The following is a 15,311-nucleotide window of genomic DNA, read 5'->3' as shown; positions in this document are numbered from 1 at the left end:
GCGCTTGTGATGGGTCTTTTAAGACGTGTCACAAATGATCCGGAACTCCTCTTCACACACCGGCTCGCCGTGCAGGAAGGCGTCGATTTCTTTAACCCATGCCTAAAGTCGCTCCCGTGGTTTGCTAAACGTAATATCAACGAGATATTGACCCATGAAAATATCAATTCATGAAGATTGTACATTGAAATAAGTTGTGAGAAATCAAAAGTTTAGTTGGTTGTAGGGGGGGCATTGAAATGAAAGGAAAGCTCCTACAGTTCAGTATGATTGCTCCTACTGGAAGAAAATTGATTTTTTGTATCGTGCTGTTAGTCTTCAGATTAAGTTGAATTAACCGAGTGCTCTAGTTTTCTTAGTGTGAGTTTAATCTTGTCGGTGAGTGGGATTTTGGCAGCCAATAAATAAATGGGGTTGAAAAAATGAACACCGTAATTCTAGAAGACACTACATTGCGTGACGGCGAGCAATCGCCAGGCTTGGCATTTTCAAAACAAAGGAAGATTGCCATATTTTCTTCCTTGGTTGATGCGGGGGTTAAGTGGTTAGAGGTTGGTATTCCTGCGATGGGTGGTGATGAACTAGAAACAGTAAAAACTTTGCTTGAGCGGAAGGATGAAGCGACGTTAGTTGCTTGGAATCGGGGGGTGAAAGAGGCCGATTCTTGGGGTAAAAGTAACTGTGAATGGTGAGTTTTTTTGCGAAGTGTCAACAGTGGACATGTTATATAGCTTTCCAGAGCTTGTCGCATATTGCGCGAAAACTCGTAAGTTGCCCGCAGGTACTATTATCACTTCAGGGGCTATCTCTACGTACGGTCATGGCGATGCTTGTATAGCCGAAAAACAAAGGCGTGTGAAAATGGATCACGACATGTCTGACGTGGATTTTTTGAAAGTAGGGGATGTCGTCAGTATTGATTTTTTTGTATTGGATGAATTTGGTAAGTATCATCCAAAGTCTCTATTCGGTACTTTAGAAAATAAAGTAGTCGTGCGATGAGGTTAAATAAGATTGTCGCTGTGCACTTTAGCATTCTTTTGAGTGCAGCTAACATCTTAGGATCGTCTGGATTGATGGTCTGGGTTGACCATGCAATAAGATATGAGACGGAAGGGCTGTCAGCATACCGTCCTCTGATTTCTTATTTGATGGGTTTGTCTTTAGGATGCTGTTTTGTAGGGGTCATAAGTGCAGTAAACAAAAAAGTAGCCTCTCGGAGTTTTTTTTTACGTTGTATGCTTTTTGCTTTTTGCATCTGCTTTGTTCTTGCAATGGGTGAGCATGTTTTTCATGAATGGTTCGGTTTGTTATTGAGATTTCTTTGGGGTGGGGTGAGTGGGTGCACTGTTATCTTGGGCAGAGCAATGCTTGTATCTTCAGAAAAAAGTAATCATGCGCATAAAGATTTATCTGTCCTGAGTTTGGCCCTCGCAACCCTCCCTCTAATAATGCCCGCGTTATTTGCAGTTTTGGTGTTGAATCAGCGATCAGCATCGGCTATTTGTGCATCGTTTATATATGCAGTCACTGTGATCATGTTTTTATTGAGTGATACGCGTGTTGGTGCTGAAGATTCAATTTTGCTCGATGATGCTCTAGATTCCAGGTCGGGTGTAGTGGGTTGTGTAAGCCTTATAGTTATAAATGTCTGTTTTTTTTTGGCTTTGATGATTGTCCCTATGGTGATGGCTCGTAGTTATACTGACTTTCCTATAGTGTTCTTTTATTTGATAGTGCTGTGTCTATGGTTTTTCTTGGGGTGGCTGGTATTAAGGTGTTGTCAGAGTATTTCTGTAAAGTTTAGAGTGAATCTGGGTTATTTTTTTCAATTGATTGCGTTGGGATGCGGTCTCTGGGTGATGTTGTTTGGTAGTAATTTTATTTTCGTTTTTATAATGGTTGTTATGTTTTTGTCGAATATTCTAATTCGGCCAATATTGTTCTTGATGCTGGGGCGGAATCCAAGGATTAAACTGTTGTTGTTCGGGATTCAATCTGGATTATATATTCTTGTGGTGTCTGTAGTGTTGTTGGTTGCTGTTGTTTTTGTTTTGTCGGTGGAGACGGTTGTTTCACTTTTCTGCTGCTTTGTTGCATTGTCTCTGTCGTGCTTTTATTTGTTTTCAAAGGATTTTCATAAAATGGATAGTTGAATTTTATTTTTTGCGCTGACGGCGGAGGGTGCCATGGTTGATCAAATACTTAAAAGTGTATCAGCGGAAAGTCGATGTGCGGCATTAAAAAGATTATTGAGTTCTAGTGCTTGCGTGCGGGTCATGGAAGTTCATAGTCCTTTGTGTGCATTGTTAGTTGAAAAGATTTTTCATGTCGAAAATGGCGCTCGGACAGAATTTGATGCTTTTTGGTCTAGCTCTCTTACCAGTTCAACGGTATTAGGGAAACCAGATATTGAATTGATTGGATTTTCTGATCGGTTATCCAGCGTGTCAGATATTTTTGAGGTGACGACGAAACCGATGATTTTTGATGCGGATACTGGTGGGCTTCCAGAGCATCTTTCTCATCATGTTCGGACTGCCGAAAGGCTAGGTATTTCTGCATTCATTATTGAGGATAAAACAGGGTTGAAAAAAAACTCCTTGCTCGGCAATGAAGTGCATCAAGCCCAGGCAACGGTAATTGAGTTTTCAGAAAAGATCTCGGCGGTCAAGAAAAGTCAACCTGCGTCCGAGTTTCTTTTAATAGCCAGGGTCGAAAGCTTAGTGTTAGAAGTGGGGATGAATGATGCAATATGTCGCGCACTTGCCTATGTTGAGGCCGGCGCGGATGGGATTATGATTCACAGTCGTGAGTCATCACCTCTCCAAGTTCTAGAGTTTGCTCGTATATTCAGAACCTATCACTGCGACATTCCTTTGGTTTGTGTGCCTACTACGTTTAACGATATTCATTATGACACTTTGGTTGAAGGTGGTTTTAATGTCGTGATTTATGCGAACCACTTGCTTCGTGCCGCTTATCCAGCAATGCATTTTGTGGCATCTGAGATACTAAAAAAAGGATGCACAGCCGAGATCGAAAAGCACTGTTTGGCAATAAAAGATATTTTGAACCTTGTTCCTGGAACACGGTAAACATTTCTCAGAAAAACCCGGCCTATCAAGCCGGGTTAATGAAATGGGCAGCTTACCGCTGCCGAGGTGATGGCAGCTGCTTAAGGAGCAAACGGCATCACCCGCTTGTGATGGGTCTTTCTATAGGTGTCACAAATGATCCGGAATGCTTCTTCACGCACCGGCTCACCGTGCAGGAAGGCATCGATCTCGGTGTAGGTGACGCCATGGGAGGCTTCGTCCGGTTTACCCGGCGACAGGTCCTCGAGGTCGGCGGTAGGGACTTTTTCCACCAGTGACTCAGGCGCGCCGAAGTGTCGGGCGATGGCCCGTACCTGGTTTTTCACCAGGCCGCTGAGGGGCGCGAGGTCACAGGCGCCGTCACCGAACTTGGTGAAAAAGCCCATCACCGCTTCGGCGGCGTGGTCAGTGCCAATCACCAGGCCGTGGGCGGCACCGGCGATGGTGTACTGGGCGACCATGCGCATGCGCGCCTTGGTATTGCCCAGCACGAAATCCACCGACACCGCGTGTTTGCCTTCAAAGGCCGCGACCTCACTGGCCAGTGCCTTGACCGCCGGACCGATGTTGACCGTGTGGCGCTCATCGGGCGCGATGAAGTCCACCGACGCCTGGGCTTCGTGTTCATCGAACTGGGTTTCGTACGGCAGGCGCACGGCGATGAATTTGTAGCCCGCATCACCGCTGCGCTCGCGCAGTTCACGCATGGCGCGTTGGGCCAGCAGGCCTGCGGTCAGCGAGTCGACGCCACCACTGATGCCCAGCACCAGGCTCTTGAGCCCGGAATTGACCAGGCAGTCCTGGATGAAAGCGATCCGCCGCACGATTTCCGCTTCCAGGGCAGCCTGGTCGGCGAAGGGCGGTTGGACCTTGAGCTGTTCAGCAATCTCACGCTGTACGGCTTGCATGAATTCACTCCTTGCTTGAATTGCCAGATAGGGCGGCAGGTACTTGAAACACATGTCGCAAATAGGCGACGAAATTCGGATCCTTGCAGTGGGTCTTGCCAGGCTCGTCGGAAATCTTGGCGACGGGCTGGCCGTTGCAGGCGGCCATTTTAAGCACGATGCTCATGGGTTCGACACCGGGAATGTCACAGGTCAGGTTGGTTCCGATGCCAAAGCTGACATTGATCCGCCCGCGCAACGCCCGGAAGATCTCCAGCGAGCGGGGCAGCGTCAGGCTGTCGGAGAACACCAGGGTCTTGCTCATCGGCTCGATGCCGAGCTTGTGATAGTGGGCGATGGCTTTTTCCGCCCACAGGATCGGGTCCCCGGAGTCGTGGCGCAGGCCGTCGAATAGCTTGGCGAAGTACAGGTCGAAGTCGTTGAGGAATGCATCGGTGGTGATGCAGTCGGTCAGGGCAATGCCGAGCAGGCCACGGTATTCGCGGACCCAGCAATCGAGGGCGGCGCTCTGGCTGTCGATCAGCCTTGGGCCGAGTTGCTGGTGGGCCATGATCCACTCGTGGGCCATGGTGCCCAGCGGTTTCATGTCGATTTCCCGGGACAGGTGCACGTTGCTGGTGCCGACGAAGCGCCCCGGGAAGTCGTGCTTGAGCACGTTGACCACTTCTTCCTGGACCCGGTAGGAAAACCGGCGACGGGTGCCGAAATCCGCGACCTGCAACTCGGACAACTCCTCGCTGCTGGCGTTGGCACTCAGCCAGTCGAACTTGCGATACAGCTGCTCGCGGGCTTGCTCGAGCACCACTTCGCGGTAGCGATAGCGGTTGCGCACCTCGCTGACAATCGCCAGCAACGGCACCTCGAACAAAATCACATGCAGCCATGGCCCGCGCAGGCGGATGAACAATTCGCCCTGTTCGATGCCGGTGTGGATGTAGCGCAGATTGAAGCGGAACAGCCCGAGAAAACGCAGGAAGTCCGGCTTCATGAAGCTGATGCGCTCCAGGAAACCCAACTGGTCGGCACTCAGGCTCAACTCGGCCAGGCGCTCGATCTGAAAACGGATTTCCGCCAGGTAAGGGCGCAGGTCTTCGCTGTTGCGGCAGCGAAACTCCCATTCGACTTCAACGTTGGGGTAGTTGTGCAGCACCGCCTGCATCATGGTCAGCTTGTAGAAGTCGGTGTCGAGCAGGTTCTGCACGATGCGATCGGCAAACACACTCTCGCTCATAACGGGGATCTCCAGGCTGGCCGCAGCCTTTAACGCAGTTTCATTGAGTGGGCGTAGTGGCGCATATCGGCAGTGGTGATTGCCAGTGATTTTTTGGACGACGCCTATCCATTGTTGGAGCGGCCCTCATCAGTTGGCTGCCGGGGTATCGATCTGCTCCAGCATCCACTTCACAAAATCCCGGACCTTGGGCACCTCCGCCGAGTGTTCCGGGTAGGCCAGGTAATAGGCGTCACTGCTGGGCATTGCATGCTGCCAGGGAATGACCAGCTTGCCGTCGGCCAGTTCTTCTGCCACCAGGAAACGCGGCAACAGGGCCACGCCACAGCCGACTTGCGCGGCGCGGATGCACATGTAGAACGTCTCGAAGCGTGGCCCGTGGTAGCTGTGTTCGGTCTGGTAACCCTGGCAGTCGAACCAGTCGTGCCAGGCCTGGGGCCGCGAGGCATTTTGCAGCAACACCAGGTCGGTGAGCTGGGTCGGGTCCGTGAAGGGGTGGTCCGGCAGGCTGCCGGGCGCACACACCGGGACCAGTTCTTCGCCGAACAGCTTCAGGCACTCAGTGCCCGGTCGAGAGCCCTGGCCGAAGTAGAACGCCAGGTCGGCACGGCCTTGCAACAGGTCGTCGGCTTCCTGTTCGCTGCACAGGTCCAGATGAATCTGCGGATGGCGCAGGCGCCAACCCTTGAGGCGGGGTACCAGCCAGCGGGCACCAAAAGTAGGCGGGGTGGACACCCGCAAGACTTCTGTCTCGCCACCGTAGGAGCGCAGGTAGTGGGTCGACATTTCGACCTGGGTAAGGATTTTTCGGACTTCAACCAGGTACAGATCCCCAGCCGGGGTCATTTGCAGGCGCCGCCGGACCCGGCGAAACAGCAGGTGCTGCAACAGCTCTTCCAGTTGCGCCACCTGTTTGCTCACTGCGCTCTGAGTCAGGTTCAACTCTTCGGCGGCGCGGGTGAAGCTCAGGTGGCGGGTGACCGCTTCAAAGCACTGCAGGGCAGTGATCGATGGCAAATGGCGTTTATTCAGCATGGGTGGTCCCTTTGTTCTTGTTGCAACGCGTTGCATGAATAAACGGAATGATATCTCGCCTAATCGTCGTTTGTTGGCTCGTCTGTGTAGCGCTACAACTACAGGCCTGATCAGCCGACTTGCTGCGGCTGCGAACTTTCCGTTTTTTGCTTGAGGAGTGACCCATGGTTGCCGCATTGCTTGATCGTTTGGGGGTAAACCCGGCCCTGTACCAGAATGGCAAACAGCCCGTGCATTCACCAGTCGATGGCAGCCAGATTGCCTCGGTGAACTGGGAAGGTGCCGCCGAAGTCGAGCAGCAGGTCAGTCGTGCCGAGCATGCATTCGAATTGTGGCGCAAGGTGCCAGCGCCGCGCCGCGGTGAGCTGGTGCGCCAGTTCGGTGAGGTCCTGCGTGAATACAAGGCCGACCTGGGCGAGTTGGTGTCCTGGGAAGCCGGCAAGATCACTCAGGAAGGTCTGGGTGAAGTGCAGGAAATGATCGACATCTGCGACTTCGCCGTCGGTTTGTCCCGCCAACTCTATGGCTTGACCATCGCCTCCGAGCGCCCGGGCCACCACATGCGTGAAACCTGGCATCCGCTGGGCGTGGTCGGGGTGATCAGTGCGTTCAACTTCCCGGTCGCGGTCTGGGCCTGGAACACCACGCTGGCGCTGGTGTGCGGCAACCCGGTGATCTGGAAGCCGTCGGAGAAAACCCCACTCACCGCACTGGCCTGCCAGGCGCTGTTCGAACGAGTGCTGAAGAATTTCAGTGATGCACCGCCCTACCTCAGCCAGGTGATCATCGGCGGCCGCGATGCCGGTGAAGCGCTGGTGGACGACCCGCGTGTAGCCCTGATCAGTGCCACCGGCAGTACCCGCATGGGCCGCGAAGTGGCGCCGAAGATCGCCGCCCGTTTCGCCCGCAGCATTCTCGAACTCGGTGGCAACAACGCGATGATCCTCGGCCCAAGCGCCGACCTGGACATGGCGGTCCGGGCCATCCTGTTCAGTGCCGTCGGCACTGCTGGCCAGCGCTGCACCACCTTGCGCCGGCTGATTGCCCACGAATCGGTCAAGGAAGAGATCGTCACCCGTCTCAAGGCCGCCTATTCCAAGGTGCGCATTGGCCATCCGCTGGAAGGCAACCTGGTCGGGCCACTGATCGACAAACACAGTTTCGACAACATGCAGGACGCCCTGGAGCAGGCCCTGAGTGAAGGCGGCCGAGTATTCGGCGGTAAGCGCCAGCTCGAGTCGCAGTTCCCCAACGCCTACTACGTCTCGCCAGCCATCGTCGAAATGCCCGAGCAAAGCGACGTGGTGTGCAGCGAAACCTTCGCGCCGATCCTCTACGTGGTCGGCTATAACGACTTCGCCGAAGCGCTGCGCCTCAACAACGCTGTACCGCAAGGCCTGTCGTCGTGCATCTTCACCACTGACGTACGTGAAGCCGAGCAGTTCATGTCGGCGGTGGGCAGCGACTGCGGGATCGCCAACGTCAACATCGGCCCGAGCGGTGCGGAAATCGGCGGCGCGTTTGGCGGCGAGAAAGAAACCGGCGGCGGTCGCGAGTCGGGCTCCGATGCGTGGCGCGGTTACATGCGACGCCAGACCAACACCGTCAACTACTCGCTGGAACTGCCGTTGGCCCAGGGCATTACGTTCGATTAAGCAGCGGCCAGCTACAAGCTGCGAGCTTCAAGCAAACTGGCTTGCGGCTTGTAGCTTGCGGCTCGTAGCTGCTCCGACAGGAGCTTGCAATGCCGTTACGCGAAGAATGCTTATGGGAAAAACTGACGCCGCAACGGCCTGACCGGGCGGCGCTCAAGGGCGAGGTGCGGGCCGATGTCTGCGTGATCGGCGCCGGCTTCACCGGCTTATCGGCGGCCGTGCATTTGCTGGAACAGGGCAAGAGCGTCTGTGTACTTGAGGCTCAGCGCTGCGGCCAGGGCGGTTCGGGGCGCAACGTCGGGCTGGTGAACGCCGGCATGTGGATTCCCCCGGACGAGATTGAAGAGGGTTTTGGCGAAGTCGTCGGCAGCCAGCTCAATCGTATGCTCGGCGCGGCCCCCGCGCTGGTGTTCAGCCTGATCGACAAGTACCGCATCGACTGCCAGTTGCGCCGTGAGGGCACGCTGCACATGGCCCACAACCGTACTGGCGAAACCGATCTGCGCAGCCGCGAAGCGCAATGGAAACGTCGCGGCGCCCCGGTCGAACTGTTGACCGGAGCGGCCTGCGAGCAAGCCACCGGGACCAGGAAAATCGCCGCCGCGCTGCTTGATCGCCGCGCTGGCACACTCAATCCAATGGCCTACACCAGTGGCCTGGCCAAGGCCGCCGCCGACCTGGGAGGCCAGTTGTTCGACCACTCAGCGGTGACCCGGCTGGAGCGCCAGGGCCAGCTGTGGGCAGTACACACCGCCGAGGGCGCGGTTCTCGCCGAACAGGTAGTGATCGCTTCCAACGCCTACACCGAGGGCGACTGGACCGAGCTGCGGCGTAACTTTTTCCCGGGTTACTACTACCAGGTCGCCTCGGCGCCCCTGACCGAAGAAGCCGCGCAGCAGATCCTGCCAGGCGGCCAGGGCTCCTGGGACACCCGCCAGGTCCTGAGCAGCATTCGCCGTGACCAGGACGGTCGCCTGTTGCTCGGCAGCCTGGGCAATGGCAACCGCAAGCCCGCCTGGTTCCTCAAGGCCTGGGCCGATCGGGTGCAGCAACACTATTTCCCCTACCTCAAACCGGTGGACTGGGAGTGCACCTGGACCGGCTGCATCGCCTTTACCCCCGATCACCTGATGCGCCTGTTCGAGCCAGCACCCGGCCTGGTCGCCGTCACTGGCTACAACGGCCGTGGAGTGACCACCGGTACCGTGGTCGGCAAAGCCTTCGCCGACTACCTGTGCCACGGCGATCCGCAAGCCTTGCCGATTCCTTTCGCGCCCATGCAGCCAGTGCTGGGTGTGGGTTTGCGCAGTTGCCTGTACGAAACCGGGTTCTCCCTCTATCACGCGGGCCAGTGCCTGCGGATTGTCATTTAAACAAGGGAATTTGCCCTTGGGCGCGGCACTTTCGGCGGTAACGTCTAGCCTGTAATGGTGCGGGTTGTAGCAGTCCCGCACCAGCAGTGTGCAGTTCGGTGACGCGGGCTGTTACAGGTTGGTTGCACGTCGTTTCTGCTGACGGTTGCAATGGTGGCACGCGAAGGTTTCACCCTTAAAAAATAACGGTTTCACCTTCTGCGATCTAGACGGTTGCACGCCCAATGAAAATGGGCCCAAAACTGTCGAAAAAACAATAAGGCAGCGACTTGCTCAAGAATAAAAAACCGATGGCACGGCCCTTGCTCTGAGCATTCAGTGAAGTTGCAGTGCCAACTAAAAAAAACCTTGGAGCACCACCTCATGTCCCAGACGTTTTACAAGAAAGGCTTTCTGGCCCTCGCAGTGGCTGCTGCGTTGGGTGTTTCTGCGTTTGCTCAGGCCGACCTCAAGATCGGTGTAGCGGGTCCGATGACGGGCGCCAACGCGGCATTTGGCGAGCAGTACATGAAGGGTGCACAGGCAGCGGCCGACGCCGTGAACGCCGCAGGCGGCGTGAATGGCGAGAAGATCGTGCTGGTCAAGGGCGATGACGCCTGCGAGCCAAAACAGGCAGTGACGGTCGCCAAGGACCTCACCAACCAGAAAGTCGCCGGCGTGGTCGGTCACTTCTGCTCCTCCTCGACCATTCCAGCCTCGGAAATCTACGACGAAGCCGGGATCATCGCGATCACCCCGGGTTCCACCAACCCACAGGTCACCGAGCGCGGGCTGAGCGCCATGTTCCGTATGTGCGGGCGTGACGACCAGCAAGGCATCGTGGCCGGCGACTACATCGTCGATGTGCTCAAGGGCAAAAAAGTCGTAGTGCTGCACGACAAGGACACCTACGGCCAGGGCCTGGCGGACGCAACCAAGGCCCAGTTGGTGAAGCGCGGCGTAACGCCGGTGCTGTATGAAGGCCTGACCCGTGGCGAAAAAGACTTCAGCGCCGTGGTCACCAAGATCCGCGCGGCCGGTGCCGACGTGGTGTATTTCGGCGGCCTGCACCCGGAAGCCGGTCCACTGGTCAAGCAACTGCGTACCGAAGGCCTGAAAGACGTCAAGTTCATGTCCGATGACGGCATCGTCACCGACGAGTTGGTCACCACCGCTGGCGGCCCGCAATACGTCGACGGCGTGCTGATGACCTTCGGCGCCGACCCACGCATGCTGCCAGAGAGCAAGACGGTCGTGGATGCCTTCCGCAAGGCCGGCACCGAGCCTGAAGGCTACACCCTGTACGCCTACGCTTCGGTCCAGGCCCTGGCGGCAGGCTTCAACGGCGCCAAGTCGAACAAAGGCGAAGACGCCGCCAAGTGGCTCAAGGCCAACCCGGTCAAGACCGTGATGGGCGAGAAGACCTGGGACGCCAAGGGCGACCTGAAAGTCTCCGACTACGTGGTCTACCAGTGGGACAAGGACGGTAAATACCACCAGCTGGAAAAACAGAAATAACGGCACTTGATCAAGCGGACGCCACATTCCCTGTGGGAGCGGGCTTGCCCGCGATGACGGCCTGACAGTCGACAACTCTGTTGAATGATCTACCGCTATCGCTGGCAAGCCAGCTCCCACAAGGGGGCTGCGGTGGCCTGTCTGACATTACTGCGACGTAAATCTGTATTTTCCTTAGAAGAACCGCACCCCGACAAGGGTGCGGGTTCTCACTGCGTGAGATAGCGTTATGGATGGTATTTTCCTGCAGCAACTGGTCAATGGCCTGACCCTCGGGTCGGTCTATGGCCTGATCGCCATCGGCTACACAATGGTCTATGGCATCATTGGCATGATCAACTTCGCCCACGGCGAGGTTTACATGATTTCCGCTTACCTCGCGGCAATCAGTCTGGCACTGCTGGCTTACTTCGGTATCGAATCCTTCCCGCTGTTGATGCTCGGCACGTTGATCTTCACCATCATCGTTACCGGGGTGTATGGCTGGGTCATCGAGCGTGTCGCCTACAAACCGCTGCGCAACTCGACCCGCCTGGCACCGTTGATCAGTGCCATCGGTATTTCCCTGATCCTGCAAAACTATGCACAAATCAGCCAAGGCGCCCGCCAACAAGGGGTTCCGACACTGCTGACCGGTGCCTGGCGCGTGGACATCGGTGACGGGTTCGTGCAACTGACCTACACCAAGATCTTCATCCTGGTCGCGGCATTCGCCGGCATGGCGCTGCTGACCTACGTCATCAAGTACACCAAGCTCGGCCGCATGTGCCGTGCCACCCAGCAAGACCGCAAGATGGCCTCGATCCTGGGGATCAACACCGACCGGGTGATTTCCTACGTGTTCATCATCGGTGCAGCGATGGCGGCCCTGGCCGGCGTGCTGATCACCATGAACTACGGCACCTTCGACTTCTACGCAGGCTTCGTCATCGGCATCAAGGCCTTCACCGCAGCGGTCCTGGGCGGTATCGGCTCACTGCCCGGGGCGATGCTCGGCGGAATCATCCTGGGCATTTCCGAGTCGTTGTTCTCCGGTCTGGTCAACTCGGACTACAAGGACGTCTTCAGCTTCTCGCTGCTGGTGCTTGTTCTGGTCTTTCGGCCCCAAGGCCTGCTCGGCCGTCCTCTTGTGTCGAAGGTGTAAGCGATGTCTTCAACCCATAAAAAATCCATTGATGTCAAAGAAAGTGTGGTCGACGCGATTCTTGCCGGCCTGATTGCCCTGATCGTCTTTGGCCCCATTGTCGGGGTCGTGCTGGATGGCTACAGCTTCAACCTGGAACCCAAGCGCGTCGCCTGGATCATTGCCGTGGTCATGGCCGGACGTTTCGCCCTGAGCCTGTTCCTGCAGTCGCCCAAGGGCCGGCGGATCCTCGAAGGTTTCGAGTCCACCGGCTCCGGCGTGCACGTGCTGGCGCCGGACTACAAGTCGCGGCTGCGCTGGATCATCCCGCTGTTGATCGTCATCGCCGTGGTCTTTCCGTTCTTCTCCAACTCCTACTTGCTGGGCGTAGTGATCCTGGGCCTGATCTACGTGCTGCTGGGCTTGGGCCTGAACATCGTGGTGGGCCTGGCTGGGCTGCTCGACCTGGGCTACGTGGCCTTCTACGCCATCGGTGCCTATGGCCTGGCGCTGGGTTATCAATACCTCGGGCTGGGTTTCTGGACGGTGCTGCCACTGGCGGCGATCACGGCCGCGTTGGCCGGCTGCATCCTCGGTTTCCCGGTGCTGCGCCTGCACGGCGACTACCTGGCCATCGTGACCCTGGGCTTTGGTGAAATCATTCGCCTGATCCTCAACAACTGGCTGTCGCTGACGGGCGGTCCGAACGGCATGGCTGCACCGCTGCCAACCTTCTTCGGCCTGGAGTTCGGCAAGCGCGCCAAAGAGGGCGGGGTGCCGTTCCATGAGTTCTTCGGGATCGCCTACAACCCGGACGTGAAGTACTACTTCATCTACGCGGTGCTGTTCCTGGTAGTGCTGGCAGTGCTGTACATCAAGCATCGCCTGACCCGCATGCCGGTCGGCCGCGCCTGGGAAGCCTTGCGCGAAGATGAAATCGCCTGCCGCTCCATGGGCCTGAACCACGTGCTGGTGAAGCTCTCGGCGTTCACCATCGGTGCCTCGACCGCGGGCCTGGCTGGGGTGTTCTTTGCCACCTACCAGGGCTTCGTCAACCCGACTTCGTTCACCTTCTTTGAGTCGGCACTGATCCTGGCGATCGTGGTGCTCGGCGGCATGGGTTCGACCATCGGCGTGGTGATCGCCGCGTTCGTGCTGACCGTGGCCCCGGAGCTGCTGCGCGGCTTCGCCGAGTACCGGGTGCTGCTGTTCGGCATCCTGATGGTGTTGATGATGATCTGGCGACCGCGCGGCCTGATTCGGATCAGCCGTACCGGTGTGACTCCACGTAAAGGTGCCATTGCGTATGAAAGAGGGCAGCGCCATGAGTGAAGTCGTACTCTCGGTAGAAAAACTGATGATGCACTTCGGCGGCATCAAGGCCCTCAGTGACGTCAGCCTCAAGGTCCATCGCAATTCGATCTTTGCCCTGATCGGCCCCAACGGTGCCGGCAAGACCACCGTGTTCAACTGCCTGACCGGCTTCTACAAGGCCTCCGGCGGCAAGATCGAACTCAATACCCGTGGCCAGGCTACCAACGTCATCCAGTTGCTGGGCGAGTCCTTCAAGGCCAGCGATTTCGTCTCGCCGAAAAATTTCGCCAGCCGGCTGTACTACAAGATGTTCGGTGGCACTCACCTGGTGAACCGCGCCGGCCTGGCGCGCACGTTCCAGAACATTCGCCTGTTCAAGGAAATGTCGGTGCTGGAAAACCTGCTGGTGGCCCAGCACATGTGGGTCAACCGCAGCCTGCTGGCTGGGATCCTCAACACCAAGGGCTACCGCAAGGCCGAAAGCGATGCGCTGGACTGCGCGTTCTATTGGCTGGAAGTGGTTGACCTGGTGGACTGCGCCAACCGCTTGGCCGGTGAACTGTCCTACGGCCAGCAGCGCCGCCTGGAAATCGCCCGGGCCATGTGCACGCGGCCGCAGATCATCTGCCTCGACGAACCGGCTGCTGGTCTCAACCCTCAGGAAACCGAAGCGCTGAGCGCGATGATCCGGCTGCTGCGCGACGAGCACGATCTGACCGTGGTGCTGATTGAACACGACATGGGCATGGTAATGAGCATTTCCGACCACATCGTGGTGCTGGACCACGGCAACGTGATCGCCGAGGGCGGACCCGAAGCCATTCGCAACGACCCGAAAGTGATCGCCGCCTACCTGGGTGCCGATGAAGAGGAGCTGGTATGAGCCAACCGATTCTCGAACTCAAGGAGCTGGACGTGTTCTACGGGCCAATCCAGGCCCTGAAAAAAGTCTCGCTGCACATCAACGAAGGCGAAACCGTGAGCCTGATCGGGTCCAACGGTGCCGGTAAATCGACCCTGCTGATGTCGATCTTCGGCCAGCCCCGGGCCGCTGACGGGCAGATCATCTACCAGGGGGTGGATATCACCCACAAGTCGTCCCACTACATCGCCTCCAACGGCATCGCGCAGTCGCCGGAAGGACGGCGGGTATTCCCCGACATGACCGTCGAGGAAAACCTGCTGATGGGCACCATTCCCATCGGCGACAAGTACGCCAGCGAAGACATGCAGCGCATGTTCGAGCTGTTCCCGCGACTCAAGGAGCGTCGGACCCAGCGGGCCATGACCATGTCCGGTGGCGAGCAGCAGATGCTCGCCATTGCGCGTGCCTTGATGAGCCGGCCCAAGCTGTTGTTGCTCGATGAGCCGAGCCTGGGGCTGGCGCCGATCGTGGTGAAGCAGATCTTCGCCACCTTGCGCGAGCTGGCCAAGACCGGCATGACCATTTTCCTGGTCGAGCAGAACGCCAACCATGCCCTGCGCCTGTCGGACCGCGCCTATGTGATGGTCAACGGGCAGATCCGCCTGACCGGTACCGGCAAGGAGCTGCTGGTGAACGAAGAGGTGCGCAACGCTTACCTTGGCGGTCACTAGACCGGCAAGCGGCAAACCAACGCCCTGACGGCTCCTGCCCTCAGGGCGTTTTTTTTGTTGTTATGGAGGCTTGATCGTGGATTTTCGGGGTGAAACGGAAAATGTGGAAAACAATATTCAACAGCTGTCAAAGCGCGACATAAAGACGCTGCAAATGGCTGTTTTTCCACAGTTTTGACTTGTCCCCGTTTGCTGTGGAGCTGGCTGTGGGTAACGTGGGTGCAACTCGCTGCAGGCCTTTGTTTACGTGGCTTGCAAGCTTATGGTTGATTTTTGTACAGCGGCTTTTGCATGGCCCTGAGCCTGGATTGTCAACCTTTTTATTGGCCGCCGGATGCAGGTGAAAATCGCCCTCGCAGCCTGTGGATAAGTCTGTGGTTAAACTCTGGAAAGACTTCGCAAAGCAGCGAATTTGCTGGCTTGAAGCCATCGCCAATTTGACCGGCCGGTCGGGTTCAACCCGGGAGGGCGACACGTGGGG

Annotated in this window: 14 protein-coding genes and 1 pseudogene; 11 read left to right on the top strand and 4 right to left on the bottom strand. The window is 57.0% G+C overall.

Annotation, left to right across the window (positions count from 1 at the left end; genetic code table 11):
• Positions 1–18: 18 nt before the first annotated feature.
• Positions 19–90 (bottom strand): annotated as a pseudogene (locus ACM6IP_RS16630) (hypothetical protein); the annotation flags it as partial.
• 332 nt (positions 91–422) lie between these two features.
• On the opposite strand from ACM6IP_RS16630, the gene ACM6IP_RS16625 reads away from it, so the two are divergent.
• The 4 genes from ACM6IP_RS16625 to aepX are packed head-to-tail and all read left to right on the top strand — an operon-like array spanning position 423 to position 3,098.
• Positions 423–692 (top strand): hypothetical protein, encoded by a 270-nt coding sequence (locus tag ACM6IP_RS16625; protein WP_414861898.1) that lies wholly within the window; start codon positions 423–425, stop codon positions 690–692.
• A 28-nt stretch (positions 693–720) separates the two neighbouring features.
• Positions 721–1,002 carry a fumarylacetoacetate hydrolase family protein gene (locus tag ACM6IP_RS16620; RefSeq protein ID WP_414861981.1) on the top strand — a complete coding sequence of 94 codons (282 nt, stop codon included), beginning with the start codon at positions 721–723 and terminating at the stop codon, positions 1,000–1,002.
• A complete protein-coding gene (locus ACM6IP_RS16615) occupies positions 999–2,156 on the top strand; it encodes a hypothetical protein (RefSeq protein WP_414861897.1) in 1,158 nt (385 codons plus the stop codon). Before ACM6IP_RS16620 ends, ACM6IP_RS16615 begins: the two co-directional genes overlap by 4 nt.
• A gap of 33 nt (positions 2,157–2,189) precedes the next feature.
• Positions 2,190–3,098, top strand: coding sequence for a phosphoenolpyruvate mutase (gene aepX, locus ACM6IP_RS16610; protein WP_414861896.1), 909 nt, complete (start codon positions 2,190–2,192; stop codon positions 3,096–3,098).
• An 80-nt stretch (positions 3,099–3,178) separates the two neighbouring features.
• On the opposite strand, the gene nadE is transcribed toward aepX, so the two are convergent.
• From nadE to ACM6IP_RS16595, 3 genes are all read right to left on the bottom strand, one after another.
• The gene (nadE, locus tag ACM6IP_RS16605) at positions 3,179–4,006 is read right to left on the bottom strand and encodes an ammonia-dependent NAD(+) synthetase (protein ID WP_320333520.1); all 828 of its coding nucleotides are present in this window, start codon (positions 4,004–4,006) and stop codon (positions 3,179–3,181) included.
• Positions 4,007–4,010: 4 nt separating this feature from the next.
• On the bottom strand, positions 4,011–5,237 hold the full coding sequence (gene pncB, locus ACM6IP_RS16600) for a nicotinate phosphoribosyltransferase (protein ID WP_095169553.1): 1,227 nt from the start codon (positions 5,235–5,237) through the stop codon (positions 4,011–4,013).
• A gap of 129 nt (positions 5,238–5,366) precedes the next feature.
• On the bottom strand, positions 5,367–6,272 hold the full coding sequence (locus ACM6IP_RS16595; RefSeq protein WP_095169552.1) for a LysR family transcriptional regulator: 906 nt from the start codon (positions 6,270–6,272) through the stop codon (positions 5,367–5,369).
• A gap of 164 nt (positions 6,273–6,436) precedes the next feature.
• On the opposite strand from ACM6IP_RS16595, the gene ACM6IP_RS16590 reads away from it, so the two are divergent.
• From ACM6IP_RS16590 to ACM6IP_RS16560, 7 genes are all read left to right on the top strand, one after another.
• Entirely contained in the window at positions 6,437–7,927 is a 1,491-nt protein-coding gene (locus tag ACM6IP_RS16590) for an aldehyde dehydrogenase family protein (protein ID WP_166589851.1), read from the top strand.
• An 89-nt stretch (positions 7,928–8,016) separates the two neighbouring features.
• Entirely contained in the window at positions 8,017–9,300 is a 1,284-nt protein-coding gene (locus ACM6IP_RS16585; RefSeq protein ID WP_095169550.1) for an NAD(P)/FAD-dependent oxidoreductase, read from the top strand.
• Between the two features lie 363 nt (positions 9,301–9,663).
• Positions 9,664–10,797: a branched-chain amino acid ABC transporter substrate-binding protein gene (locus ACM6IP_RS16580; protein ID WP_095169549.1), complete on the top strand. Its 1,134-nt coding sequence runs from the start codon at positions 9,664–9,666 to the stop codon at positions 10,795–10,797.
• Between the two features lie 229 nt (positions 10,798–11,026).
• On the top strand, positions 11,027–11,941 hold the full coding sequence (locus ACM6IP_RS16575; RefSeq protein ID WP_095169548.1) for an ABC transporter permease subunit: 915 nt from the start codon (positions 11,027–11,029) through the stop codon (positions 11,939–11,941).
• A 3-nt stretch (positions 11,942–11,944) separates the two neighbouring features.
• A complete protein-coding gene (gene livM, locus ACM6IP_RS16570; RefSeq protein ID WP_095169547.1) occupies positions 11,945–13,252 on the top strand; it encodes a high-affinity branched-chain amino acid ABC transporter permease LivM in 1,308 nt (435 codons plus the stop codon).
• On the top strand, positions 13,245–14,117 hold the full coding sequence (locus ACM6IP_RS16565; RefSeq protein ID WP_095169546.1) for an ATP-binding cassette domain-containing protein: 873 nt from the start codon (positions 13,245–13,247) through the stop codon (positions 14,115–14,117). The genes livM and ACM6IP_RS16565 overlap by 8 nt, the downstream gene beginning before the upstream one ends.
• Positions 14,114–14,830, top strand: a complete 717-nt coding sequence (locus ACM6IP_RS16560) for an ABC transporter ATP-binding protein (protein WP_095169545.1) — start codon at positions 14,114–14,116, stop codon at positions 14,828–14,830. The genes ACM6IP_RS16565 and ACM6IP_RS16560 overlap by 4 nt, the downstream gene beginning before the upstream one ends.
• Positions 14,831–15,311: the final 481 nt, after the last annotated feature.

Source organism: Pseudomonas sp. IT-P176, assembly GCF_949767245.1.
Taxonomy (GTDB): domain Bacteria; phylum Pseudomonadota; class Gammaproteobacteria; order Pseudomonadales; family Pseudomonadaceae; genus Aquipseudomonas.
The sequence above is the reverse complement of the archived record's forward strand: the minus strand, read 5'-3'. Positions and strand labels throughout refer to the sequence as shown.